The sequence below is a fragment of the Paraburkholderia sp. J10-1 genome (assembly GCF_905220165.1).
Taxonomy (GTDB): domain Bacteria; phylum Pseudomonadota; class Gammaproteobacteria; order Burkholderiales; family Burkholderiaceae; genus Paraburkholderia.
This window is the reverse complement of record NZ_CAJMYW010000009.1, coordinates 287,504-312,626: the sequence shown is the minus strand read 5'-3', so window position 1 is coordinate 312,626 and position 25,123 is coordinate 287,504. Positions and strand designations below refer to the sequence as shown.

Genomic DNA, 25,123 nt, shown 5'->3' with positions numbered 1-25,123 from the left:
GCTGACGTCACGCCGGCAAATCTGCGCGTTTTGCGCCCTTCGTCATTCCTTCGTGTGCAGACTGTCCAGCGAACGTTTGCGCAGCCGGGTTTCGTGAAGCGCTCCCGCAGCGTCAAGTACGGGATACGCTGTTGAACAGAAGAGGGAATTCAGCCTCTTCATGTTGCTGATCAGATCCAGGTGCAGGGCGCTGGTTTCCACACTGCGAAGCGCCTGTCCCGCAAGCCGGTCCAGATGCTTGTGAGAATACACTCGCTCCAGATCGCGAAAACGCTCTTTTTCGGCAAGAAGCTGCTCGGCACAACGTAGATCGTTGTTGAGGAAAACAGACAGTCCGAGCCGCAGATTGCTCACCAGTCGCGCGTGCAGATCGTCGAGTTCCCCCAACCCCTCCTCAGAAAAGGCGAGTCGCTGGGATATCTTCTTCTCTTCGATGTCGCCAACGATGCGCTCGATGATGTCGCCGGCGTGTTCGAGATTGATTGTGAGGGAAATGATGTCGGTCCAGCGGCGGCTCTCGGCCTCGTCGAGCTGTTCACGCGAGATCAGCGTCAGGTAGTTTTTCACTTCGGCGTACAGGTGGTCAACGTCATCGTCCATTCGCATGGTTTCGCGAGCGACAGCGAGATCATTGCGTCGGAGCAGTTCAGAAACGTTCTCCAGCATCACGCTGACGATGTCGCCAATCCGGAGTACCTCACGCGAGGCGTTCGCCAGGGCAAGACCCGGCGTGACCAGCCCGGCGGGATCGAGATGCAGCGGGCGCGGTTCAGCTGTCGTCGATGGACGGTCAGGCAACAGCTTCCGGCTGATGGCGGCAACCCTGTCGACCATGGTGAGGCAGGCGCAGCATCGCACGGTGTTGTAGATGAGGTGGAAGCCGACTACCGCTTCACGTGGATTCGCGATGATTACCGGCAATGCGCGTGCAAGTAGCGATGCGAACGGCAGGATAATCAGTGCACCGAGCAGTTTGAAAGCGAAGCTTCCCGCGGAGAGGCGACGGGCCGCTGCGTTTTGAGGCCATGCACTGATCAGCGCGAGCAGTCCGCTGCCAAGATTTGCGCCGACTACGAGACACAATGCGACCTTCAGCGAAATGACGCCGGAAGAGGCGAGCGTCGCGGTCAACAGGACAGCGGCGAGGCTCGAATACGAGAGCATTGCAAAGGCCGCGCCGACCAGCGCATCGAGCACGGTGTCGCCGGTCAGGGCACTGAACATCACCCTGACACCCGCGCCCTGCATCATGGGTTGTGCGGCTTCCACAATCAGATGAAGGGCCAGCAGGATCAAACCGAGTCCGATAAGCGCTCGCCCCGTCTGACCTGCGCGCGTCTGCTTGCGGGTGAGAAAAAGAGGCACCCCAACGAGAATCAGCAGCGGCGAGAGCCAGGACAGATCGAGCGTCAGCACCCGCGCCATGAGAGCGGTGCCAACATCCGCGCCCAGCATGATGGTCAGTCCGCTCGCCAGCGACACCATGCCTTGCGCAGCAAACGACGTGATGATAACGGCGGTGGCATTACTGCTCTGCACGAGACTGGTGACGCCCACGCCGGCGAGGAAGGCCTTCAGCCGGCTACCCGTGCTACGACCCAGTATCGCGCGAAGGTCCGCGCCGAACACACGCAGGATGCCGGTACGTACGATGTGTGTACCCCATACCAGGAGCGACACACCGGAGAGCAGATTCAGAAGGATCAACACGATAGTCGACGGCTACATCATAGTTAATGCGCACTGTTGTGGGGACAACCCCATAACAGCGCTTGATGTGGCAATAGTGCCACATGGATTGACGATATTCGACTGGACTGGACCAGGGCCGCGCATTAAAGCAGCCGGGTTGCTATCCACCATCCCGTTGCGGCCAGCGCGGCTGAAGCGGGGATCGTGAGAACCCAGGCCCAGACGATATTGCACGCAACACCCCAACGGACGGCGGACAGCTTGCGCGTTGCACCGACTCCTGCAATCGCCCCCGTGATAGTGTGCGTGGTCGATACTGGAATGCCGAACCCCGAGGCGAGAAACAACGTGAGCGCCCCTTCCAGCTCTGCACAAAAACCACCGACCGGCTTGAGCTTCGTGATCTTTTGCCCCATCGTCCGTACGATGCGCCAACCGCCGAAAAGGGTCCCAAGGCCCATCGACGCGTAACATGCCGCGGCCACCCAGAACGGTGGCGCATCGGCGCTCTGCGAGGCATATCCCGTTGCAATCAATAGCATCCAGATAATGCCGATTGTCTTTTGCGAATCGTTACCGCCGTGTCCGAGGCTGTAAAGACCTGCAGAGAGCAGCTGCAGCTTCCGGAACCGGCGATCCACCTTGCCTTGCGGCACACGGAAATATATCCAGGCGATGCACAGCATGAAACACCCATTGAACAACGCTGCGAATGCAACTGCCTGATGAGGCTTCAGAACGCCGGTGGACACCACGGTCGCGATGGAGTTCGCTGCATCGTGGAACCCGTTCATGAAATTGAAGACGAGGGCTATCGCGACGAGCAGGATCACCGTCCAGATGACGAGTTGAATCGTGTGCATGTTCTGACTTGATCAGGCGTTTTCGAGCACGATGCCCTGGATTATCTTGGCGGCGGCCTCACACTTGTCGGTAATTGTCTCGAGCAATTCATAGACGCTCTTCAGCTTGATCAGTGTCTTGACATCCTCCTCCTCCCGGAACAGTCGCGAGATCGCGATGCGCAGCAACCTGTCAACGTCTGATTCAAGCTCGTCGATCTCCTTGCAGCATCGCAGGATCTGTTGCGCCTGTTTCATGTCAGAAAGCATGCTAACCGCCTGCTGAACCTGAATTGCCGTTCGTGTGCTCAGGCGCGCAAACTCGGTCGCGTCATCGGGCAGCGCCTGCACGTCGTAGAGCGTGATGGTGTTTGCGACGTCCTCAATGACGTCGATGATGTCGTCCAGCGTGTTGATAAGCTGCTGGATTTCGTCGCGATCAAGTGGCGTGATGAATGTCTTGTGCAACAGGTCGTTGCACTCACTCGTGAGCTTGTCGGCGGACTTTTCGATGACTTTTATATTGCGCCGGTGACGCTCCGCATCCTCAAGATTCTCGATCAGCTTTTCGAGAGCCTGGCTGCCATCCACGATATAACGGGTGTGAGCATTGAAGAGCTCGAAGAAATTACCGTCTCTGGGCATGAACCGGCCGAACATAGGGGTCCCCTCGGGATTAACGGCACGCCGCTCGCTCCGTCACACAAATGACACATATTACCGTTGTTTGGGTTATGTCCGGTTGCGCCAAAATACGGTGACTTCCGCTCCACAAGGCAGGGGGGCGGCGAGCATCTGATCAGCATGAACGGCCCGGACTGCGTTACGCATCCTCAATGGGAGGCGGGTGGGCCGAAACGACGGCATGAAGGACATCCGGCGCGCGTTCACTGCGATGCCAACTGAACGACCATTTGAAAAGGTGAAAGCGTTTCGATAAGGTCATGCTGCATGGCCCTGCCGATCGAGCGTGACGCGGACTCTCGGCGCCCGAATGACCGCTTTCGGAGGATTCTGTTGAAAAACTCGCCCCGGACGCCCCTGTGACGGGCTTGGGGATGGGCCGACGCGACTTTTCCCATCCATCCAAACGTCGCGGGATGGTTCCTGGACCACCCAAGTGGTCTTCAGGCCACTTGTGGTTCAGTCGCCACGTCGCGTGGTGCCAACCGCTTTGCCATTCGTCGCAAGTTCTGGGCAGTTGCGGCTGACAGGAATTCGTCCTGCGCTCCGTTTATCCCCCTCAGTCTTAAGCGATCCAGTTTCAGAATTCTCTTCAGATGCGCGAATAGCATCTCTACTTTCTTTCGCTCTCGACGCGACTGCCTATACTCGGGTGCTTTTGATATCCTGCGCGCCACTTCTCGCGCATCTTCGTGGATGCTGCGGGCGATATTGCGGAACAGCATATTCGGGCAACACTGCTCCTTCATTGCACATCCACCGCAATCGTGCTGGCTCGATCGATAGATGACCGTGTCGGCCTTCGTGATGTGCGTTCGCGGATTCGTATACGCCCGCCAGTCACTGCGCATCGGGTGACCGGCGGGGCAGCGATACTCGTTGTTCCGCGCGTCCCACACGAACGCCTCCCGTTCAAATGTGCCATCGCGTCGGACCTTGTCCCAGACTGGAACGTGAGGCGCAATCTGCTTCTCATCAACCATTCAACCGAGCATTGGTGCCGTACCGTAAGCTGTATCTCCAACGAGACGTTGAGGTTTAATGGAAAAGCGCTGTTCAACGCGTTCGATCATGGTCTTGGTTGATCCGACTTCCTCGGCCCGATTCGCTGGTGTGGCCTCGACATCCAGAATGATCCCGGCATGCAGGTCTATCAGGCAGTTGGTCGAATAGGCAAAGAACGCTGGACCGCCAGGCGCCGCGGTCCAGCGTGCTGCCGGATCGGTCAGCGAAACACTCTTTGGTGAGGGCGTTGCGCCGGAATTACTCGTTTCTTCATCTGCACTCCGATTGAATTTATCCAGGGCGACGATGTATTCACGCACGGCGCGGCTCGGGCCATCTCCCTTGTTCCAGTCAATGCTCTGAGTCCCCGGCACCGCACGGCTACGATTGGCGTCCGCTTCGATGACGCTTGCATCGATGGCAAAGCCTTCTCCTCGTACAAGTCCTTCCGCCATGCAGCGACGCAAGACCGTCTCGAATACATGGCGCAACACTTCGCTGTCGCGGAAGCGGCCATGCCGATTCTTGGAGAATGTCGAATGATCCGGAATCGTATCTTCGAGACCAAGGCGGCAGAACCAGCGATAGGCCAGATTCAGGTGAATCTCTTCGCATAGACGACGCTCGGAGCGGATGCCAAAGCAGTAACCGACGATGAGCATTCGAACTATCAACTCGGGATCTATCGACGGACGACCCGTGTTGCTGTAATACGGGGCGAGGTGGTCGCGCAAGTCACTGAGATCAAAAACCCGGTCGATCGCTCGTAGCAGATGATTCGACGGCACGTGATCTTCGAGGTTGAACGAGTAGAAGAGTCGCTCCTGCGGACCACCTCGTAGACCCATCATGGCTGGCACCTCCCGTCGATCGCTTACATCCCAGGATAGGCGCCAACCGTACAAATTGCTGAGTTTTTCAACAGAATCGGAGTAATGCCGCCATGTGAGTGTCTCGACGGCGTATCGGACGAGGGTCTCTTCATGGCCGACGACAGTCGCATACATCGAGAAGGCTCATTTGCCTTAGCTCCAAAGTTCAACGATCACAACATCCGTATCGCCACGCGCGATCAAATCCATCTGCGCCTCTTCCCGGATGGCTACACCGTCTCGCGGTGCGAGCCGGATAGGCCCCGCGTCGAGCTGCCCGTGATCTGCGACCAGATAGGCTGAGCCCGGCTTCGGTAACACGTGGCTTATTGTCGCGCCTTCGCGCAGGGTGGCGACACGCACGCGTGCGTCGGCATTGATGGGCAGCGCGCCTTCGCGCACATCTCGAGGATCGCCGCTCGCCAGCGTCACGAAACGGCCTTCGCGACATTCGCGCGAACAAACGCGCGTTGACCAGCGTGGCGTACCGCCCGGCGTGCGCGGACGCAGCCAGATCTGAAACACGCGCGCGGCGACATCTTCCTCGTTACGCTCGGCGTGATGAATCGTTGCGCCCGCACTCATCACCTGCACGGAATCGGCGACGAGCCGGGCGCGATTGCCCGCATCGTCTTCGTGCGTGATCGCGCCCGAGCGCACCCACGTCACAATCTCGACGCTGCGATGGGCATGCAGCCCGAAGCCCGAACGCGGCGCGAACTCATCGTCGTTCCACACGTAGAGCGGGCCGAGCGGCGTATGTCCCGCGCGTCCGGTCTCGCCCACGCGAAAATGCAGCCGCGCATCGAGCCAGTCGCTCTTGATTGCGCCGAGAGTAAGAAAAGGGCGATGTTCGATCATGATGAAACTCCGTTCGGGCGCACGGACGTGAAAGCCCCCATCCGTGCGCCCACGCCTCGTTCAGATCTGCTGCTGGCCGCCATCGACGAACAGTTCAATGCCGTTCACGAAGCTCGCATCGTCCGAAGCGAGAAACAGTGCGGCGCTGGCGATTTCGCCGGGCTCGCCCAGACGTCCCATCGGGATTTGCGCGGCCAGGTAATCGGCGAGCCCCTGGCGCTGGGCAGCGTCGTCGCCGGCCAGGTCGAGCAGGCCGGGCGTGCGGGTCGCGCCCGGGCTGATCGTGTTCACGCGGATCTGGCGATCCTTGAGGTCGAGAATCCAGTTGCGTGCGAACGAGCGCACCGCAGCCTTCGACGCCGAATACACGCTGAACGCCGCCGTGCCTGCGCTGCCCGCCGTCGAACCCGTAAGAATCACCGATGCACCCCTGGCCAGCAGCGGCAGGGCCTTCTGCACCGTGAACAGCACGCCCTTCACGTTGCGGTTGAAGGTGTCGTCGAAGTGTTCTTCGGTGATGTTGCCGAACGGCAGCATCGATCCGCCGCCTGCGTTGGCGAACAGCACATTCAGACGGCCCTGTTCTTCCTTGATCTGCGCATACAGCGCGTCGAGTTCTTTCAGCTTCGTGGAATCGACGCGCACGCCAGTCGCCTGGCCGCCCGCTTCGCGGATGCTCTTGACGGCGGCATCGAGTTCGGCCTGACGGCGGCCCGTGAGGTAGACGTGCGCGCCTTCGGTGGCGAAGCGCTGCGCGGTGGCGAGGCCAATGCCGCTGGTTGCGCCGGTAACGAGTGCGATCTTGTTTTCGAGTTTGCGTGCCATGGTCGTGCTCCTTTCGTTTCGTTCGTAGAGGTGGGTACTGGCTGGTTCGGTGTTGCGTGCTGCGATGTGTGAAGAATATCGACGGCCCGGTCTTTTCGAAATAGAATTGATTGCAACCTAACGTTGCATAAATGAAAAGACGAGGGGAAATGGCGAGACTGCCTGATTTCGAAGGACTCGCGATGTTCGCGAAGGTCGCCGAGGAGGGATCGTTTGCGGCGGCGGCGCGCGCGATGGGCGTGTCGGTGGCGACGGTCTCGCGCGGCGTGGCCCGTCTGGAGGACCGGCTGGGCGCGCGGCTTTTCAACCGCACGTCGCGCCAGCTCTCGCTGACCGAGTTCGGCCGCACGATCTGCGAGAAGGCTGGCGAGATCTACCGGCAGGCGGAAGAGGCCGAAAGCGCGGCGCGCGAAATGTCGGTGCAGCCGCGCGGGCTGGTGCGCCTGGCCGTGCCGATGTCTTTCGGGCTGCGCTGGGTCGCGCCGCTGCTGCCGGGGTTCTTCCGCGCTTATCCGGAAGTGTCGATCGACCTGCATCTGTCGGATGCGTCGGTCGATCTGGTCGCCGATGGCTTCGACGCCGCGCTGCGTATTGCTGCGTTGCCCGATTCGTCGCTGGTGGCGCGGCGGCTATGTGCGGTGACCCAATACGTGGTGGCGTCGCCTGAATATCTGGCGCGCGAAGGGCGGCCGGCCCATCCGCGCGAACTGGCGGATCGGCCGTGTCTCTCGTACGCGTATCGCGCGCGTAGCGATGTCTGGCGTTTCACGAACGACGCGGGCGAGGAGGAGCCGGTGATGCCGACCGGCCCGCTGCGCGTGACGAATTCCGATGCGCTGTTGCCCACTTTGCTGGACGGTCTGGCGATTGCCGAACTGCCCGAATTCATCGCCGGCGAATATCTGGCCGATGGCCGGCTCGAAGCGATCCTCACCGACTGGGCGCTGACGAAGGGCGGCCTTTACTTCGTCACGCCGTCGGCGCGCGCGCGGCCTGCAAAGGTGGCGGCGCTGTCCGATTACTTCGCCGGGCATCTTTCCGATCCAGCGTGGCGATGGCCCAAGCCCTGAAGCGGCGACCCATCATTGCAGTTATGCAATGATGGGTTTTAAACAATTCTATTTCGCAAATATCTCCCGATCCGTATTCTCCTTTCGATCGGCTGCACGACATCGCGTCGCAAGCCACTCAACCACACGGAAAGGAGAATCACGATGAACACGCAAGCCACCCCGAACACGCCCGATACCGCAACCGTCGCCTTCCTCGATGCGCTCAACAGCGGCACCGGTCCGGCCATCGAAACGCTCACGCCCGCCGAAGCGCGCGAAGTCCTGGCAGGCGCCCAGCGCAGCGTCGAGGTCGACGTCTCGGGCATCGATGTCACGCGCAACACGATCGAGCAGGACGGTCTGAGCGTGCCGCTCGTCGTCGTCAGGCCGCAGCATGCGCGTGGCTTGCTGCCCGTGTTCATGTTCTTCCACGGCGGCGGCTGGATTCTCGGTGACTACCCGACGCATGAACGCCTCGTGCGTGACCTCGTGGTGCAGTCGGGCGCGGCGGCCGTGTTCGTCGAATACACGCCTTCGCCCGAAGCGCGCTATCCGGTTGCTATCAACCAGGCCTACGCCGCAACGAAGTGGGTCGCCGCGCATGGCGAGGAAATCGGCGTCGATGGCGCGCGGCTCGCGGTGGTGGGCAACAGCGTGGGCGGCAACATGGCCGCGGTCGTCAGCCAGATGGCGAAGGACCGTAATGGCCCGGCGATCCGCTTCCAGGGGCTCATGTGGCCGGTGACGGACCACGCATTCGACAACGCCTCCTACGACGCTTTCGAAAACGGTTACTTCCTGAGCCGCGACATGATGAAGTGGTTCTGGAACGCGTACACGACCGACGCAGGTGAGCGCAACCAGCGCTACGCATCGCCGCTGCGTGCCACGTTCGACGAGTTGAAGGGCTTGCCGCCCGCGCTGATCCAGACGGCGCAGTTCGACGTGTTGCGCGACGAAGGCGAAGCCTACGGACATCGGCTCGACCAGGCGGGCAACGACGTGACGACGACCCAGTACAAAGGCACGATTCACGACTTCGGCCTGCTCAACGTGCTCGCCGCCGACGCACCGACGCGCGCCGCCATGCAGCAGATGGCGACGGCATTGAAGACGCGCCTGCAATAACGCGCACCCATCAACACTGATATCGAGAGCCGATCATGAACAACGCCAGACAACTGCTTGCCGCTTACCTCGAATCGACTCGCGACCCGCGCGCGGCTGCCGCATTATTCGCCGACGATGGCGTGCTGGAACTGCCCTATCTGAAATCGCTCGGCATCGATGGCCGTGCGCAGGGCCCCGAAGCGATTGAAGGTTTTATCGCTTCACTGCTCACGAAAGTGCCCGATTTCGAATTTAAAAACGTGCGTTTTCTGATCGAAGCGCCGGAGCAGGTCTTCGCCGAATATGAAGTTGAAGCGCCCGTGCCGTCGACGGGAAAAATCTATTGGCAGATGTACGCGGGGCGGTTCGTGGCGCGCGACGGCAAGATCGCGCTGTTGCGGGAGGCACTGGATACGGTAAGGGCGGCAGACGCGTTCGAGATGACCCGTGCCGTCTGATGATGACATTGATGAAAGGCAGCTTTGTCGCTACGGTCCTTGGAGCTGGCATTCCCGATCGCCGGACTCTTGGGTCGCTTGTCTGCCGCGTTGTGAAAATCATTGAAAGGCCTCCTGGCCGCCCAGAGAGGGGGCGCAGGGGGCGCCATCTTCCGGCTATGCATGAAGGCCGGTTCAGCGCCGGCACTAGCGTTCGTCGACAGTCTGATCGCGTGTCAGGCCGAGAGGAAAGTGCAGGGTGAACATTCGCGGGTGCCCTGAGACGCTCACCCGCTCGTTCACGAAGTCGATGTCATCCCGATCATCGATTGACGGCAGGCGGCGCCGCCGCAGTGACATGCGTACATATTCCGGACGTCCGCTGTGACATCGCCATCGATTGCGAGACCGTAGTCGATGAAGAGTTCGTCACCGGCCCGGATGGCGGCGAGTGTATGAATAAAAACCCGATCGCCGGCTTCGATTGCTTCGCAGTTCGGTGTGCATGCATGGTTCAGGAAGCGCGCGCTGTTGCCGCCGCGGCTGCCATCTATCACCCGACCGTCGGAGAGACCGAAAACAAAGGTGTGACCGTTCCCGGACTGCTGACGGGCGGCGGCACGGCGCCAGGTGGTCACCTCTCCCTTGTACTCGATAAGCCGCTCGCCCGCGGCGATGGCTTGTAGCGCGAACAGCCCTTTGCCATGGACAGAGGAGCGTCGTGCTGTGATGCGGCGCAGTCGCATGGTGCCATTTCCTTCGTTATCGCATGCCGGTCATTTTTGCTGCTTTCGCCTGGAAGCATACTGCTCCAGCAGCCCGCATTCAATGCAGGCCGTCGCATCGTCCGCAAAAAATGAGTCAAACGCCGGCGTCTCACCAGGCTTCGCCCAAACCCTGCATCCGGGACGACCGGTTGATGGTCACGATCTGCGTTGATGTGGCAGGGCGAACCTGATCCGGATCTCGCATGATGGCGCGGCGCACGCCTTGTGAGCGGCGTGGGGTTCCGAACATGTGCAAGCCTGGCGGAACATGGCGTACAAGGAGCGAATGGGTCATATCGACCGAGGCTGTGTGGAAACACGGAACTCGGAATCTGAGGGTGCAGACTCCATGCTGCGTTGTCGCGGCCCATCGCTAGGCCAGGAATGCTGGCGTAATTTCGAGGCCTAGTTGCGGAACATGCCCACCTTGTACTGGGAACCGTAGGTGCTTCACGCACCCACCAGCCTCATGGCCTTCATAGTTTTCTGGAATCCAAGTATCGCTATTACGCGCTTGAGGTTGTATGCCAACACATGCAGGCTCATTTCGGTACTCACGTTGGCAAACCGGCGAGTCAGGAAGTGCGTGTAGCCCATCGAGTGTTTGAACGTCCCAAGCACATGCTCAACTGTTCGCCTTCGCACCGTCATAGCATCCAGCATCCTGTCCAGCCTTCTTCGCCGTGCCAAATAGTTTGCCGACGATATCGCCGAAGATGCTCATGAAGGACCTCCGGAAGTAAAAAGGGGAGCGCGTGATCCGTGCTGCCGGCGCGCACCTGCGACGTTACGCGCAAGGTATGTGCGTTGATGTGAACGAGATTGCCAGGGAGTGTCAAATCCGGACGCAGCCATTCGACTCTCGAACAGGTATCGCGTCGACGATTGCGCAATGAAGGCGACGTGCATGGACTCACGCGCCTGCCAACGGAATGCGTCTTGCATCTCCCCGAACTGAGCGAGGCGCGGCCGAGTTGAGATCACCGAAAGGTGGGCTGCCATGAGCAGGCTGCGAAACACGGACCTCCACCGGTGCGAGAATCGAAGGCACCAACCTCCTTAACCTCACACCGGCGAGGCGCACATGAAAACGATCATCGAAATCGAATTCACCAGCGAGCAGATAGCTGTTGGCTATAACGGTCCAAGCATCCTCGCAGTGCACGAGACGGGGGATCCGTTCCCGCGAGGTGGCGACCTGATCGAACTTGAGGTCGGCGACGCCACGGAGCGGTTCAGGGTGGTCGAGCGTGTGCTTTCGTTTCGCACTGACGCGCTGCACATCATCCTGATCCTCGGGCGTTGACGCGTCTGAAGGGACAGGACACCTCGCACCCGGGATCAGTTGCGGCGTATTACGCCTGGGAATACGCACAGCATTTCGTACGCGATATTGGCGCCAAGCAGCGCGGTGGTGCCGAACGGATCGTATGGCGGCGCGACTTCCACCACATCAGCGCCCACCAGATCGAGCCCCCATGCGCCGCGAACGATTTCAAGCGCCTGCGGAACCGTCAATCCCGCGATCTCCGGCGTACCGGTACCGGGCGCGTAAGCCGGGTCGATTCCGTCAATATCGAAACTCAGATACACGGGTCCGCCTCCCACGCGCTCGCGCACCTCTGCCATCAGCGGTTCGAGCGAGCGGTTCCAGCACTCCTCGGCCTGTACCACGCGAAAACCCTGCTCGCGACACCAGTCGAAGTCTTCCGCAGCGTAGCCCGTGCCTCGCAGACCGATCTGCACCACACGCTGGCAGTCAAGCAGCCCTTCTTCGACCGCGCGGCGAAACGGTGTGCCGTGCGCAATCTTCTCGCCCATCATCGTGTCGTTGACGTCCGCGTGCGCGTCGACGTGAATCAGGCCGACCTTGCCATGCTTGCGATGAATGGCACGCAGGATCGGTAGCGTGATCGTATGGTCTCCGCCTAGCGTCACCGGCTTCGCGCCGTGCCGAAGGATCGTGTCGTAGGCCGTTTCGATGCGGGTGATCGAATCGGGCAGGTTGTACGGATTGATCGCGATATCGCCGATATCCGCAACACGCAGCGAGTCGAATGGCGCGGCGCGTGTCGCCATGTTGTACGGCCGCAGCAGGACAGATTCGGCGCGAATCTGGCGCGGCCCGAAGCGCGCGCCGGTGCGGTTCGACGTGCCCAGATCGAACGGCACGCCGACGAAGCACGCGTCGAGCCCTTCGGCGTTGGGCACGTTGGGCAGTCGCATCATCGTGGTGATCCCACCGCAGCGAGGCATCGCGTTGCCGCTCAGGGGTTGGAAAAACTCGGTAGCCATCATTTCTCCTGTCGCATTCGGTGAAGGAATGTTCTGCGCGATGGCGAGAGCCGAACAATCGATAAATTTTCATGCCGTCCATGTCCGCCAGTCATGAACTCGCGTAAACCCTTGCGCTCTGCCATCGCGATGGTTATGCAAGAAGCTCATGCACCTCATGAAAACTTATCGATTGTCCGATTCACATGGCACCTCCGAGAATTGTTTGGACAACGACGCAGATACGGGCCGGGCGACTCGCCCCGCATCCGCATCTGGCGGTACCAACCAGGAACGCGAGAACCCATGAACTATCCGGAATTCACGGCCCGCTTCGAGGAAGCGGGCGCGAGGCCAATCGAATGGCCCGATACAAGCCGCCTGACCTGCGGAGAGGCGCTCGTCACCCAGCTTGAGGGTTATGGCGTCCAGTACGTTTTCGGGATTCCGGGCGTGCATACGGTCGAGCTGTATCGGGGTCTCGCCGCATCGTCGATTCGTCACATCACGCCGCGCCATGAGCAGGGCGCGGGCTTCATGGCCGACGGCTATGCACGCGTGACCGGGAAGCCCGGCGTGTGCCTCATCATCACCGGGCCGGGGATGACCAACATTGCGACCGCGATGGCGCAGGCTTATGCCGACTCCATTCCGATGCTGGTGATATCGAGCGTCAATGCACGCCGCGAACTCGGTAACGGCGACGGACGCCTTCACGAGCTGCCGTCGCAGCGCGACGTGTTCGCCGGGCTCACCGCGTTCTCGCATACGGTGCTCGATGCGTCGGAGTTGCCCCAGGTGCTGGCCCGTGCGTTTGCCGTTTTCGGCGGGGCGCGGCCGCGACCCGTGCACATCGAGATTCCACTGGACGTGATCGTCGCGCCGGCTCGCGGCATGAACCTGTTGCCTGCCGCGCTGCCAGCGAAGCCGGCAGGATGCCCGGCGGCCCTCTCTGCGGCGGCGGACCTGCTCGCCACGGCGCGCCGGCCGCTGATTCTCGCAGGCGGCGGGGCGCTGCACGCCGCGACCGAACTGCAGGAAATCGCCGAGCGCCTGCAAGCGCCGGTTGCGCTGACGATCAACGCCAAGGGACTGCTGCCCCAAGGGCACCCGCTGCTGATTGGCTCGACGCAATCGCTGCCGGCCACGCGGGCGCTCGTGCGCGAAGCGGACGTCGTGCTCGCGGTCGGCACCGAGCTGGGCGAAACCGACTATGACGTGGTGTTCGACGGCGGCTTTTCGATCGATGGCCGGCTGATCCGCATCGACATCGACGCGCAGCAACTCATGCGCAATTTCAGTCCCGAAGTCGCCATTGCCGCCGATTCGCGGCAGGCGCTTGGCAGCCTGTCGACGCGGCTGCATGAATGCACCACGTCGGCGCGCCAGTGCGACTGGGGTGCACAGCGGGTCGCGCTCGCGAGGCGAGCCGTGGAGGCCGGCTACGACGCGCCAACGCGCTCGCAGAAACGCCTTGTCGATACGATCACTGTCGCGTTGCCGCACGTCATCATTGCGGGCGACTCAACGAGCCCGGTGTACGCAGGCAACTTCGTGCACGATGCACCGGCGCCGCGTTCATGGTTCAACTCGTCGACTGGATACGGCACGCTGGGCTATGGGCTGCCTGCGGCGATCGGTGCGAAGCTTGCCGCGCCCGATCGCCCCGTGGTCTGCCTGATCGGCGACGGCGGCCTGCAGTTCACGTTGCCGGAGCTCGCCAGTGCAGTTGAAGCCAGAGTGCCCATTGTGGTGCTGTTGTGGAACAACTTCGGCTATGGCGAGATCCGCCGGTACATGACGATGCGCGACATCGTGCCCGTTGGCGTCGATATTCACACGCCGGACTTCCTCGCGCTGGCGCGCGGTTTCGGTTGCGTGGCTTCGCGCGTGGATACGCCCGAGGTACTTGCTGAACAGTTGCAACAGGCAATGTCGCGCGATGTCCCCACCGTCATCGAAGTGAACGAAGCCGACTGGTTTGCGCGGGTGCCGGCATGAAACAGCATGAATGGCTCGAGCCTGGCGCTGCACTGCGTACGCAGCTCCTTATCGATGGGCTCTGGTGCACGGGTGAGGGCGGACAGCGTCTGCCGGTGGTCAATCCATCGACCGAAGAAACGGTTGTGGAGGTCGAGGCAGGCAATGCAGCCGATGTCGATTGCGCGGTACGTGCCGCCGCACGGGCCTTCCGCACCTGGAAAAAGACCACGGGTGCGCAGCGCGCCATGTTGCTTCGGGCGATTGCTCGCGGCGTGAACGATCTGCGCGAGCATCTGGCGGCGCTCCAGTCGCTCAACAACGGCAAACCGCTGGACGAAGCGCGAATCGACGTGAGTGACGTCGCCGCCACGTTCGAGTACTACGCGGGTCTGGCTGAACAGCTGGACGAGGTCGGCGAGTCCGCGGTCGCGATTCCCAGCGACGAGTATCGGGCGGCCATCCGGCGCGAACCAGCAGGCGTAGTCGCACTAATCGTGCCGTGGAACTTCCCGATGGTCACTACGGCGTGGAAGCTCGCGCCCGCGCTTGCGGCCGGCTGCACGGTCATTCTCAAGCCTTCCGAAATAACGCCGCTGCCCGAGCTGGAACTCGCGGCGATCATCGCGGATGCCGGTGTGCCGAGAGGCGTGCTCAATGTCGTGACGGGCACGGGCACCGAAGTGGGGGCGCCGCTTGCCGCACACCCGCTTGTGGCGAAGGTGTCCTTCACCGGGAGCACTGCGGTAGGCGCTCAGGTCATGAGAACCGCGGCGGATACGATCAAGGGCGTGAGTCTGGAGCTGGGCGGGAAGTCCTCCATTATCGTGTTCGCCGACGCGGATCTCGACCTCGCCACCGACCTGGTTGCGGGCGGCGCGTTCTTCAATGCCGGCCAGATGTGCTCGGCCACTTCGCGTGTGCTGGTCGAGAGATCCATAGCGGACGCGTTGGCCGCGCGTCTCGCAGACCGCGCAACACGCATGGTCGTGGGCGATCCCTTCAAGTCCGGCGTACAGATGGGGCCGCTCACCAACCGCGCGCAGTACGAACGCGTGCAGCGTTACATCGCGCGCGGCAAGGCCGATGGCGCGCGCCTCGTGATCGAAGGCGAGGCGCCAGCCGGTCCCGGCTACTTCGTAAGACCGACGATGTTCGTCGATATGCCAATGGAAAGCCCGCTGTGGCGCGAAGAAGTCTTCGGCCCCGTGCTGTGCATGCGCAGTTTCGATACCGAAGACGAGGCCATCGGTGCCGCCAACGATACCGAGTTCGGCCTGGTCGCCACGGTCGTCACGCGCGACGCCGGGCGGGGCAGGCGGGTGGCGGAAGAACTGGAAGCGGGCGTCGTGTGGATCAACGCGCCGCAGGCGATCTTTCCTCAGACCTCATGGGGCGGCTACAAGCGCAGCAGCATCGGGCGCGAACTGGGTCCGTTCGGGCTCGCGGCCTTCCAGGAAATCAAGCAGGTTCTCGTGCCTGCGGGTTCCCTCGCCAGTCCGGAATGCGTTCGCGGCGCATGAGCATTTGTCATGGCGCGCATGCAGAGATTTCGTTTGTTGCAGGTTTTTGAGGCACGTAGAGTCTATTCACACCGCACGTTTGCGTGATTTTTGGTAATGGCAGCGTGCTTCAGGCGGCGGCCGTACGGTTCAATCAGGAGATGACCATGCAGGGGATCAAGCTCGGGAGAAGGCAGGCCATTAAGGCAATCGGCACGGCTCTGGCGGCATCGGCGTTGCCCATGCCATTCATCAGTACTGCCAGGGCACAGGAGAAGAGCTACGCAGGCAAGACCCTGCGGCTGCTCACCTGGTCTGACGATACCGGCGCGGCGGCCCTGCGCAATATCGCGGCCACGTTCAGCCAGAAGACCGGCGCGCAGGTGATTGCCGACCGCGCAGACGGCACGTCCGGGATGGTCGCGAAGCTCAAGGCGGCCGGCGACCGGCCGACCTACGACGTGATCACGCTTGCCGGGGTCGGCGCTTCGGGTCTTGCCGATGCAGGTCTGCTGATGAAGCCGGACCTGAACAAGCTGCCCAACCTGAAGGACGTCGCGCCGCAATACCGGACAGGCGCCAACGGTTTCGGTGTCGGCTACCTGCTGTGGTCGGACGGTCTCATCTATAACACGTCCACCGTGAAAGCCGCGCCCTCGACCTACGAAGCACTTTGGGATCCGAAGTATGCGGGGCGCCTGTTCCTGCCGCCGCCCGAGTGGGCCGAAGCGGTTGATTTGGCGATCATCGCAGCGAAGATGGCTGGCGGCTCCCAGCAGAATATCGATCCGGGCTTCAAAAAGCTCGCCCAGTTGAAGGATCGCGTGCTGACGCTCGGCGAAAACCCGAACCAGGTCGCCGATCTGTTCCGCACCGGCTCGCTCGATATTGGCGGCATCTACGCGCCGGCATTCTTCCCGGAGCAGATCCGCAAGCCCGAGTACAAGATGGCCGTGACCTACGGCATGAAAGAGGGTTTCGCGACCCAGCTGATGTTTACGGTGATTCCGAAGTCGCATCCTGGCGATAGCGATCTCATCCACGCGTTCATTAACCATTCGCTCGACGCGGGTGTGCAGGGCCGCATGGCTGCCGACGTGCTCAACGGTCCCGTGAACTCCCGCGCGATCATTCCTGCCGAAAGCCGCGCCTTCGTACCGTCGCCGCAGCAGATCGCCGAGAAGGCCGTGCTTCACGATGACAAGGCGCTCGCCGCGTTGCAGCCTGCGTGGATCAAGCGTTTTACCGAGATCTTTTCCGCGTGAGCGCCATGTCAGCACTCTCTTCACGCCGTGCGGGCACGCCGTCAACTGCCGGCGAATCGTCAGCGCGGCACAGCACTGCCACGGCGCTGCCGCGCGTGCCGCCATTGCTGCTCCTTGCGCCGATCCTCGCGTTTCTCGCCGTGCTGATCGCGGCGGCACTCGCGGTTCTGCGCATGAGCTTCGGGGTCCAGGGCAACGAGTGGCATGCCTTCACCCTGCAGAATTACGTGGACCTTGGGGACGCCTACTTTCTGCGCTCGCTCTGGCTGACCTTGCGGCTTGCCTTCCAGAGCATGATCGTTGCCGTCGTGCTGGCGATTCCCGTCGCACTCGCAATGGCGCGTACGCAGTCGCGCACCGCGCGACGCCTCCTGCTCGCCGGCGTGCTCCTGCCGCTGCTGGTCAACCTGCTGCTGCAGGGCTATGGGTGGCTCGTGATGCTCGGGCCCGCTGGACTCGTCAATCACACGCTCATGAGCGCGGGCCTGATCCAGCGCCCCGTGCTGTGGCTGTATCGCGAGAATGGTGTGCTGCTCGGACTGATACAAACGGCATTTCCCCTCGCTGTACTGCCGATCTCCAGTGCAATGCGCGCGGTGTCGCGCTCATACGAGGAGGCGGCGGCTACCCTAGGCGCGAGCCGGTGGCAAACGCTGCGCCACGTCATGCTGCCGCTGGCGATGCCCGGCATCGTATCAGGCGCGTTGCTCGTGTTCGCGTACAACGCCAGTGCGTTCGCAGTGCCATTGCTGCTGGGCGGCCGCCGGGTGCCGATGCTCGCCGTGCTGGTGCACGACCAGGTGGCGCCGCTGCTGAACTGGCCCGCCGCATCCGCCTCGGGTGTCGTTCTGATGGCCGCGACGCTTGCGGTGATGGCGATTTCGCAACGACTGGTGCGCAACCTGCAACGCCACGCGGAGACCCACTCATGAACGCCCTGCGTATCCCCCTGACGATGCCCGGTCGACTTAGCCGCGTGACGGGACTGCTGGCAGCGATCGTCCTCTTTCTCGCCGCGCTGCCGATCCTGACGATGATCACGATGTCGTTCGGCAATTCCGGCACGCTCGAATTTCCGCCGCAGAGCTTCGGCTTTCACTGGTATCGGGCGGCATGGCACACCTTCGTGTCGCCCGATGCGAGCGATGTGCTGTCCATGGGCACTGCGCTCACGACGAGCCTCATTGTCGCTGTTTCGACGATGTTCATCGCCACCGCCGTTTCCGCGCCCGCTGCCCATGCGCTGTCGCGTTACCGCTTTCGCGGCAAGGCCGTCATCGAGCAACTGGTCGCGCTGCCGCTGGTGTATCCGCTCGTGATGCTGGGGCTTTCGCTTCTGCTCGTTTTCAACGTCCTGCCGGTGGATCTGGGCGTCGGGCGGCTCATCATTGCGCACGTGATCCTTGCGCTGCCGTTTACGGTGAAGAACTGCGCGGCATCGGTTGCGTCTATTGGACCGGAGTTCGAGGAGGCGGCCTGCGTGATGGGCGCAAGCCCGCGGCGTGCGCTCGTCGACGTCGTGCTGCCGCTCATGCGCCCCGGCATTCTCGCCGGCATGCTGTTTGCATTCATCATTTCGTTTAACGAATTCACGGTGACGTTTTTCCTCTACGGCATCAATACGATGACGCTGCCTGTCTGGCTTTACAGCCGCACGGTTTCGTCACTTGACCCAACAGTATTTTCATTCGCGGTCTTCATCGTCCTGATCGACTTTGCCTTGATCTGGCTGCTCGAAAAGCTCGTCGGCGACGAAGGCGTGGCGCTTTGATTGCCGCTTCTCTCGCGATCCATGGGCACAAAGGAACTCTCATGACCCATCTGTCATTGCAGGCCGTCACCAAGCGTTTTCACAACGCGTTCGCTGTCGACCACGTCGATCTCAACGTCCCGGACGGGAAGCTCGTGTGTTTTCTCGGCCCTTCGGGTTGCGGCAAGACGACCCTGCTACGCATCATCGCGGGCCTGGAAACGCCCACGTCCGGCTCGGTGACGTTTGCGGGCCGCGACCTCACGCACGTGCCGGCCAACCGGCGAGACTTCGGCATGGTGTTTCAGTCGCTCGCGCTGTTCCCGCATATGACCGTGGCCGAGAATGTCGCCTATCCGCTGCGCTTGCGCGGCGTCGACAAGAGTGCGCAAGCCAAGCGTGTTGCCGAACTGCTTGAACTGATCCAGCTTCCGCATATGGTTAACCGGCCAGTGACGCAACTTTCCGGCGGGCAACGTCAGCGTGTGGCGATCGCGCGTGCGATTGCCTCGTCGCCGAAGCTGCTGCTGCTCGACGAACCCCTCTCGGCGCTCGACGCGAAGCTGCGCGAAGCGATGCAGGTCGAGATCCGGCTGCTGCAACAGCGGCTCGGCATCACGACGATCATGGTCACGCACGACCAGCGCGAGGCGATGACGATGGCGGACGAGATCGTGGTGATGCAGAAAGGGCGCATCGCCCAGGTCGGCAGGCCGCTCGACATTTATCGTGATCCCGTGAATGAATTCGTGGCGGACTTTATCGGCCTCGGCAACATTTTGCCCGTGACCCGCGAAGGCGACGACGGTATCGCGCTGCCGGGCGGGCAGCGAATCGCCGTGAATACAACTATACGCATGCCGGAGCGCGCAGGCGACATTCGCCTCCTCATTCGCCCGGAAGACGTGTGTCTACGGGCCATGTCTGCGAATCCGGGGCCGAACGCCGTTGCCGGCAAGGTCACGTTCGTCCGCGACGTGGGCGCGCAGATCGAAGCGACGATCGATTGCGACGGCTTCACGCTCACTGCCGCCACGACGCCACGCGAGACGCCGGACCTCAAAGTGGGTCGTCCTGTGCTCGCCGAGATGCCGGCCCACGCGTGCAGGCTGATTCCAGCGCACACCGCGCACTGAAACCTCGCATTGAGATTCTTTACCCCCCACAAAAGCAGTTGGAAGGAGAGACCCGTCATGAGCACCACTATCGTCACCACGCGTTCCGTGCAGCGCCTTGCGGCCCGCACTGTCGCCGCTTTCGCGTTTGCCGGCATGGCTGGCCTCAGCGCGTTCGCCCCGCTCGCGCATGCCGATGCGCTCGACACGATTGCGAAATCGGGCGTGGTGCGTGTCGGCGTATTCGAGGACTATCCGCCGTTTGGATCGATCGGGCCGGACATGAAACCGCAGGGCTACGACATCGATGTGGCCAATCTGATCGGCAAGGCCTTGAACGCGAAGGTCGAACTCGTGCAGGTGACCGGCGACAACCGCATGGCCTATCTCGCGGATCACAAGGCAGACATGCTGCTCTCGGTTGGCCAGACGCCTGAGCGCGCGAAGGTCATCGACTTCTCGCAGCCGTATGCGCCGTACTATCTCGCGGTATTCGGGCCGAAATCTCTGGCGGTGAAGAATGCGGGCGACCTGGCCGGCAAGACGGTTGCCGTGGCGCGCGGCACGCTCGAAGATCTGAGTGTGTCCAAGGTGGCGCCGCCTTCCGCGGTCATCAAGCGTTTCGACGATCCCAATGGCGCGATTTCGGCTTTCCTGTCTGGTCAGGCGCAACTGCTCGTGGTCGGCAACGATGTTGGCGCGACGATCATGGCCCGCCATCCCGCTAACGATCCGGAGCAGAAGTTCTCCTTGTTCAGCTCTCCGGATCACGTTGGTCTGAACAAGAACGAGCCGCGCCTGATGCAGAAGGTCGACGACGCCATCACGGCCGCGAAGAAGGACGGCTCGATGAACGCCATCTCGCTCAAGTGGCTGCGCGCGCCGCTGCCGGCCAGTCTTTGATGCGCTCTGGCCTCCGCTTACCTGAACGATAGACGGCGCAGCGATGACTTATACATTCGACTTTAGTGACTTCGGTCTGTACGCGGGCATGCTCGCGCGTGGCGTGGAGGTGACGCTAGGCCTCACGGCGGTTTCCACCGTGCTGGGTGGCGCGCTCGGGATCGCCGGCGCGAGCCTTGCCGTCGCGGGGCCGAGGTGGGTGCGCGCACTGGTGGCGTCCTACGTCGAGCTGATCCGCAATACGCCCTTTCTCGTGCAGCTCTTTTTCGTGTTTTTCGGGCTGCCGGGTCTGGGCGTGCAGATCAACGAGATGCAGGCGGCGGTATTGGCAATGACCGTCAATCTCGGTGCGTACGCAACCGAGATTGTGCGCGCCGGCATCGACTCGATTCCTCGCGGCCAGCGCCAGGCGGCGATGGCGCTAGGGCTTCAGGGGCGGCAGGTGTTCCGCTTTGTCGTGCTGCCCCAGGCGCTCGCCAACGTCTTCCCGGCGCTGCTGGGGCAGGTGCTGATCGTGATGCTTGGCTCGGCCGTCGTTTCGCAGATTTCGGTGCCAGACCTGACCTATGCAGCCAACTTCATTCAGTCGCGTAACTTCCGCTCGTTCGAGAGCTACGTGATCGTCACTGTGATCTATCTCCTGCTGTCGATCGTGCTGCGGCTGCTTATCAACCGGCTTGGTAAGAGCCTTTTTGCCGGGCGCACGGCACGCGGCGCCAGCGCGTCACGCGCGCGCCTGCGTTCATGGTTTTCCGGTCGCGCCCGCATGGCGGCATCCGGCCTTCCTAAGGGGCGTTCGTAATGGTCGAGTTCACTCTCTGGGATATCGCGCGAAACCTGCTGCTCGCCGCGCGCTGGACCGTTCTGCTCTCGCTTTGCGCATTCGTCGGCGGCGGCGTGGCGGGCTTCGCGCTGCTGGCGATGCGCGTGTCGCCTCTGGCCTGGCTGCGGCGCATCGCGATCCTGTACGTCGAGCTGTTTCAAGGCACGCCGCTTCTGATGCAGCTCTTTCTCGCGTTCTTCGGGCTCCCGCTCGTGGGCGTCGAAGTCTCGCCGTGGCTCGCAGCAACGGTGACGCTGACCCTCTATACGAGCGCTTATCTGGCCGACATCTGGCGTGGGTGTGTCGAAGCCGTGCCACGAGGGCAGTGGAGCGCCGCGGCCAGCCTTGGCATGACATGGCCTCAGCAACTGCGTTACGTTGTCTGGCCGCAGGCATGGAAGATCGCCGTGCCGCCGACGGTCGGCTTTCTCGTGCAGGTCGTCAAGAGTACGGCGCTCACGTCGATCATCGGCCTGACCGAGCTGACCAAGACAGGAACCATGATCACCAACGCCGTGTTTCGTCGGTTCCCGATCTACGCAATGGTCGCGCTGCTGTACTTCGCGATGTGCTTTCCGCTCACGTGGTATGCGCGTGTGCTCGAAGGGCGCTACGAGCGCAGCCGCCACCGCTGATCGCATGAACCTCAACTCATTTCAGAAGCAGGTTTCGACATGATTTCCATTAGCAACGTATCGAAGTGGTACGGCCAGTTCCAGGTGCTTACCGAGTGCACGACGGAAGTGAAAAAAGGCGAAGTCGTCGTGGTGTGCGGACCGTCCGGATCGGGAAAATCGACGCTCATCAAGACAGTCAATGGCCTCGAGCCGTTCCAGGGCGGCGAGATACGGATCAATGGCGAGTCGGTTGGCGACAAGAAGACCAACCTGTCGAAGGTGCGCTCGAAAGTGGGAATGGTTTTTCAGCATTTCGAACTGTTCCCGCATATGTCGATTACCGAGAACCTCACGCTCGCACAGGTGAAGGTGCTGGGTCGGCGCAAGGACGAGGCGGCTCAAAAGGCACTGGGGCTGTTGCATCGCGTCGGCTTGCGCGCCCACGCGGACAAGTTTCCCGGTCAACTCTCCGGCGGCCAGCAGCAGCGTGTCGCGATTGCCCGTGCACTGTCGATGGACCCGATTGCGATGCTGTTCGATGAGCCGACTTCCGCACTCGACCCAGAGATGATTAACGAGGTGCTGGACGTGATGGTCGAGCTCGCTCAGGAAGGCATGACGATGATGTGCGTCACGCATGAGATGGGGTTCGCGAAGAAGGTGGCAAACCGCGTGATCTTCATGGACCAGGGGTGTATCGTCGAAGACGATCTCAAGGAGGCATTCTTTGCGCAGCCGAAGTCGAGTCGCGCGAAGGACTTCCTTTCGAAAATCCTGCACTAGGACATGCCCGCCAAACCGGCCGCCCGAACCCCATGCGACGCCTTCCTCCGCTCAACGCACTTCAGGTATTTGAAGTGGCTGCCCGCCACCGCAGCTTCACGCGTGCTGCGGAACAACTGTGTATCACGCAGGGGGCGGTAAGCCGGCAGATTCTCAGCCTGGAGGATTACTACAAGTTTCCGCTCTTCATAAGGGGCAAGAAAGGGCTGACCTTGACGGCCGAAGGCGAGATGCTGCTACCAGTCGTGAGGGAGGGGCTCGCGCGCATCGAAGACATCTCGCTGCGCTTGACGCGGTAGCGCACGGATCTCGCCATGAAGGTGCCGACCTGCATCATGCGCTGGATGTTGCCGAGAATCATGCGGTTTCAGGCAGAGCACCCCGACTTGCTGGTACAGATCACGACAACCTGGCAGCATGACGTCGACTTCCAGGTCGAGCCTTTCGACGCTGCGATCATTTACGGTTCATCGCCCGGTGTTGATGTTCACGCGGTGCCGCTTTTCGATGAGCAGATTACCCCTGTATGCGCGCCGGAACTGCTGAACGGCAAGCCCCTCGCACAGTTTGACGATCTCTCTCATTTCACACTGCTGCATCCAACCCGAGACCATCGGGACTGGAAACAATGGCTCGACCAGGTCGGCGCGAATCAGGTGGACGCGAACATCGGACCGAGTTTCGAAACGCTCGATCTGGCGACAAACGCCGCGATGCAGGGCTTTGGGATCGCCATCGGGGACCGGACGCTGGTCGATGACGACCTCACGGCGAGGCGACTTGTCATGCCGTTCGACAAGGTGATCGAAACTGGCGCTCGCTATTATTTTGTCTATCCCGAGTGCGTGGCGGATCAGCCAAAAATGAGACTCTTCAGCGAGTGGATTGCGCTGAATCGCGAACGACAAGTGGTGATTGCGCCTGTAGCGGGGAACCGCTGAAACCGTCGGGTCGCACATTTCATCCAGCAACGGCCGTAGGCTTACCGAGGGGAGACCCTCAGGCCCGTGCCGTCGCTTGACCTGCTTTATCGCGTTCGAGGTGGATAGTTGAGCGCGCAGACGTGCAACTGAATGCACGAGCCTGCTCAGTACGACGAGTTTCAGCGAACCCGGGGCGAGGCTGGCCGGTTGTCGTTCATTCGGAATTGTCAACGAATTACAGGCGAGTGTCGAATGTCCCAAACTGGCCCGAAATGGGAAGTTTGGAGCCCGTTCAGACATGTCAACCTCCTGCGCGGCCCCGATTTTTGAATCCAGTGGTCAGCGATTCAACAGCCCGCGTTGGCGGAGTTCTTCGGCAAGCACCTTGTGCCCGGTAAAGACATGTCCGGTCAGGCCTGCCTTACGGGCGCCAGCCACATTCGCTTCAAGATCGTCAATAAATAGCGATTCCGAAGGAGCCGCACCCAGCGAGTCGATGCACTTCAGGAAGGTTTGAGTCGATGGCTTCGCGGCACTGAAGGATGCCGACGCGAACACGTTCCTGCCAAAGAGTTCCGCGATAGGTAGGCACAGGTAGGCGATGTTGTCTGTCACGAGTCGTGGGTTATTGGTCAGAACGGCGATCCTGCACGTCCTGGATACCGTCTCAGCCAGCGCGAGTACCTCGAAGTTCGGAGACATCGACTCGCGACGGGCCAGCAGCCAGTCGTCACGCGACACCCTGCACCCGAGCAGCTTGCCGGTTTCGCGCAGATACGAATCATCATCAATCAATCCAGCGTCGGCTTTCGCTTCCAGTCCGGAACCCCATATCGTTTGCGCGACTTCGTCGAATGGGCGACCCGACAGCGACGCGAGGCATCTGACACGAGCGGATCGGTCATAGTGTGCGAGGACATCGTCCATGTCGAACAGGACAAGTGAGATTGGCATTCTGAAATCAGGACGGTTTGGAGGGCGGTATATCGTTGCGGGCCACCAGCGACTAAAACCTGGAGCCTTGGACGATTGTCGACGATC

The 25,123-nt window shown here is 61.6% G+C and carries 22 protein-coding genes and 3 pseudogenes; 15 read left to right on the top strand and 10 right to left on the bottom strand.

Going from position 1 to position 25,123, the window contains the following annotated elements; translation table 11 throughout:
* Positions 1-42: 42 nt before the first annotated feature.
* From U5A65_RS26840 to U5A65_RS26815, 6 genes and pseudogenes are all read right to left on the bottom strand, one after another.
* A complete protein-coding gene (locus U5A65_RS26840) occupies positions 43-1,710 on the bottom strand; it encodes a Na/Pi cotransporter family protein (protein ID WP_321948403.1) in 1,668 nt (555 codons plus the stop codon).
* A gap of 125 nt (positions 1,711-1,835) precedes the next feature.
* Positions 1,836-2,555 (bottom strand): inorganic phosphate transporter, encoded by a 720-nt coding sequence (locus U5A65_RS26835; RefSeq protein WP_321948402.1) that lies wholly within the window; start codon positions 2,553-2,555, stop codon positions 1,836-1,838.
* A 12-nt stretch (positions 2,556-2,567) separates the two neighbouring features.
* Complete coding sequence (locus U5A65_RS26830) at positions 2,568-3,194, bottom strand: DUF47 domain-containing protein (protein ID WP_321948401.1); 627 nt, start codon at positions 3,192-3,194, stop codon at positions 2,568-2,570.
* 467 nt (positions 3,195-3,661) lie between these two features.
* Positions 3,662-5,074: pseudogene (locus U5A65_RS26825) on the bottom strand (IS1182 family transposase).
* Positions 5,075-5,248: 174 nt separating this feature from the next.
* On the bottom strand, positions 5,249-5,956 hold the full coding sequence (locus U5A65_RS26820; protein ID WP_321948400.1) for a pirin family protein: 708 nt from the start codon (positions 5,954-5,956) through the stop codon (positions 5,249-5,251).
* A gap of 60 nt (positions 5,957-6,016) precedes the next feature.
* Positions 6,017-6,781, bottom strand: a complete 765-nt coding sequence (locus tag U5A65_RS26815) for an SDR family NAD(P)-dependent oxidoreductase (protein WP_321948399.1) — start codon at positions 6,779-6,781, stop codon at positions 6,017-6,019.
* A gap of 149 nt (positions 6,782-6,930) precedes the next feature.
* Here U5A65_RS26815 and U5A65_RS26810 point away from each other — a divergent pair, with 149 nt between their 5' ends.
* From U5A65_RS26810 to U5A65_RS26800, 3 genes are all read left to right on the top strand, one after another.
* The gene (locus U5A65_RS26810) at positions 6,931-7,851 is read left to right on the top strand and encodes a LysR family transcriptional regulator (RefSeq protein ID WP_321948398.1); all 921 of its coding nucleotides are present in this window, start codon (positions 6,931-6,933) and stop codon (positions 7,849-7,851) included.
* Positions 7,852-7,995: 144 nt separating this feature from the next.
* On the top strand, positions 7,996-8,961 hold the full coding sequence (locus tag U5A65_RS26805) for an alpha/beta hydrolase (RefSeq protein WP_321948397.1): 966 nt from the start codon (positions 7,996-7,998) through the stop codon (positions 8,959-8,961).
* A gap of 35 nt (positions 8,962-8,996) precedes the next feature.
* On the top strand, positions 8,997-9,401 hold the full coding sequence (locus U5A65_RS26800) for a nuclear transport factor 2 family protein (RefSeq protein WP_321948396.1): 405 nt from the start codon (positions 8,997-8,999) through the stop codon (positions 9,399-9,401).
* 278 nt (positions 9,402-9,679) lie between these two features.
* On the opposite strand, the gene U5A65_RS26795 is transcribed toward U5A65_RS26800, so the two are convergent.
* Both U5A65_RS26795 and U5A65_RS26790 read right to left on the bottom strand, forming a co-directional pair.
* Positions 9,680-10,126, bottom strand: coding sequence for an SET domain-containing protein (locus U5A65_RS26795; RefSeq protein ID WP_321948395.1), 447 nt, complete (start codon positions 10,124-10,126; stop codon positions 9,680-9,682).
* Between the two features lie 471 nt (positions 10,127-10,597).
* A pseudogene (locus U5A65_RS26790) lies at positions 10,598-10,834 on the bottom strand (transposase); the annotation flags it as partial.
* Positions 10,835-11,231: 397 nt separating this feature from the next.
* On the opposite strand from U5A65_RS26790, the gene U5A65_RS26785 reads away from it, so the two are divergent.
* A complete protein-coding gene (locus U5A65_RS26785; RefSeq protein WP_321948394.1) occupies positions 11,232-11,453 on the top strand; it encodes a hypothetical protein in 222 nt (73 codons plus the stop codon).
* Between the two features lie 35 nt (positions 11,454-11,488).
* On the opposite strand, the gene speB is transcribed toward U5A65_RS26785, so the two are convergent.
* Entirely contained in the window at positions 11,489-12,442 is a 954-nt protein-coding gene (gene speB, locus U5A65_RS26780) for an agmatinase (RefSeq protein WP_321948393.1), read from the bottom strand.
* 285 nt (positions 12,443-12,727) lie between these two features.
* Here speB and U5A65_RS26775 point away from each other — a divergent pair, with 285 nt between their 5' ends.
* From U5A65_RS26775 to U5A65_RS26725, 11 genes and pseudogenes are all read left to right on the top strand, one after another.
* The gene (locus tag U5A65_RS26775; RefSeq protein ID WP_321948392.1) at positions 12,728-14,422 is read left to right on the top strand and encodes a 5-guanidino-2-oxopentanoate decarboxylase; all 1,695 of its coding nucleotides are present in this window, start codon (positions 12,728-12,730) and stop codon (positions 14,420-14,422) included.
* Positions 14,419-15,924, top strand: coding sequence for an aldehyde dehydrogenase family protein (locus U5A65_RS26770; RefSeq protein WP_321948391.1), 1,506 nt, complete (start codon positions 14,419-14,421; stop codon positions 15,922-15,924). The genes U5A65_RS26775 and U5A65_RS26770 overlap by 4 nt, the downstream gene beginning before the upstream one ends.
* 146 nt (positions 15,925-16,070) lie before the next feature.
* A complete protein-coding gene (locus U5A65_RS26765) occupies positions 16,071-17,168 on the top strand; it encodes an ABC transporter substrate-binding protein (RefSeq protein ID WP_321948390.1) in 1,098 nt (365 codons plus the stop codon).
* Between the two features lie 5 nt (positions 17,169-17,173).
* Positions 17,174-18,100 (top strand): ABC transporter permease, encoded by a 927-nt coding sequence (locus tag U5A65_RS26760; protein ID WP_321948389.1) that lies wholly within the window; start codon positions 17,174-17,176, stop codon positions 18,098-18,100.
* Positions 18,097-18,939, top strand: coding sequence for an ABC transporter permease (locus tag U5A65_RS26755; protein WP_321948388.1), 843 nt, complete (start codon positions 18,097-18,099; stop codon positions 18,937-18,939). The genes U5A65_RS26760 and U5A65_RS26755 overlap by 4 nt, the downstream gene beginning before the upstream one ends.
* 41 nt (positions 18,940-18,980) lie before the next feature.
* Positions 18,981-20,054: an ABC transporter ATP-binding protein gene (locus tag U5A65_RS26750; protein WP_321948387.1), complete on the top strand. Its 1,074-nt coding sequence runs from the start codon at positions 18,981-18,983 to the stop codon at positions 20,052-20,054.
* Between the two features lie 57 nt (positions 20,055-20,111).
* The gene (locus U5A65_RS26745) at positions 20,112-20,936 is read left to right on the top strand and encodes a transporter substrate-binding domain-containing protein (protein WP_321948386.1); all 825 of its coding nucleotides are present in this window, start codon (positions 20,112-20,114) and stop codon (positions 20,934-20,936) included.
* 43 nt (positions 20,937-20,979) lie between these two features.
* A complete protein-coding gene (locus U5A65_RS26740) occupies positions 20,980-21,738 on the top strand; it encodes an amino acid ABC transporter permease (RefSeq protein WP_321948385.1) in 759 nt (252 codons plus the stop codon).
* On the top strand, positions 21,738-22,394 hold the full coding sequence (locus U5A65_RS26735) for an amino acid ABC transporter permease (RefSeq protein WP_321948384.1): 657 nt from the start codon (positions 21,738-21,740) through the stop codon (positions 22,392-22,394). The genes U5A65_RS26740 and U5A65_RS26735 overlap by 1 nt, the downstream gene beginning before the upstream one ends.
* Before the next feature lie 39 nt (positions 22,395-22,433).
* Positions 22,434-23,159: an amino acid ABC transporter ATP-binding protein gene (locus U5A65_RS26730; protein ID WP_321948383.1), complete on the top strand. Its 726-nt coding sequence runs from the start codon at positions 22,434-22,436 to the stop codon at positions 23,157-23,159.
* A 32-nt stretch (positions 23,160-23,191) separates the two neighbouring features.
* A pseudogene (locus U5A65_RS26725) lies at positions 23,192-24,100 on the top strand (LysR substrate-binding domain-containing protein).
* A 321-nt stretch (positions 24,101-24,421) separates the two neighbouring features.
* Here the strand turns inward: U5A65_RS26725 and U5A65_RS26720 are convergent.
* Positions 24,422-25,036 carry an HAD family phosphatase gene (locus U5A65_RS26720; RefSeq protein WP_321948382.1) on the bottom strand — a complete coding sequence of 205 codons (615 nt, stop codon included), beginning with the start codon at positions 25,034-25,036 and terminating at the stop codon, positions 24,422-24,424.
* Positions 25,037-25,123 lie beyond the last annotated feature (87 nt).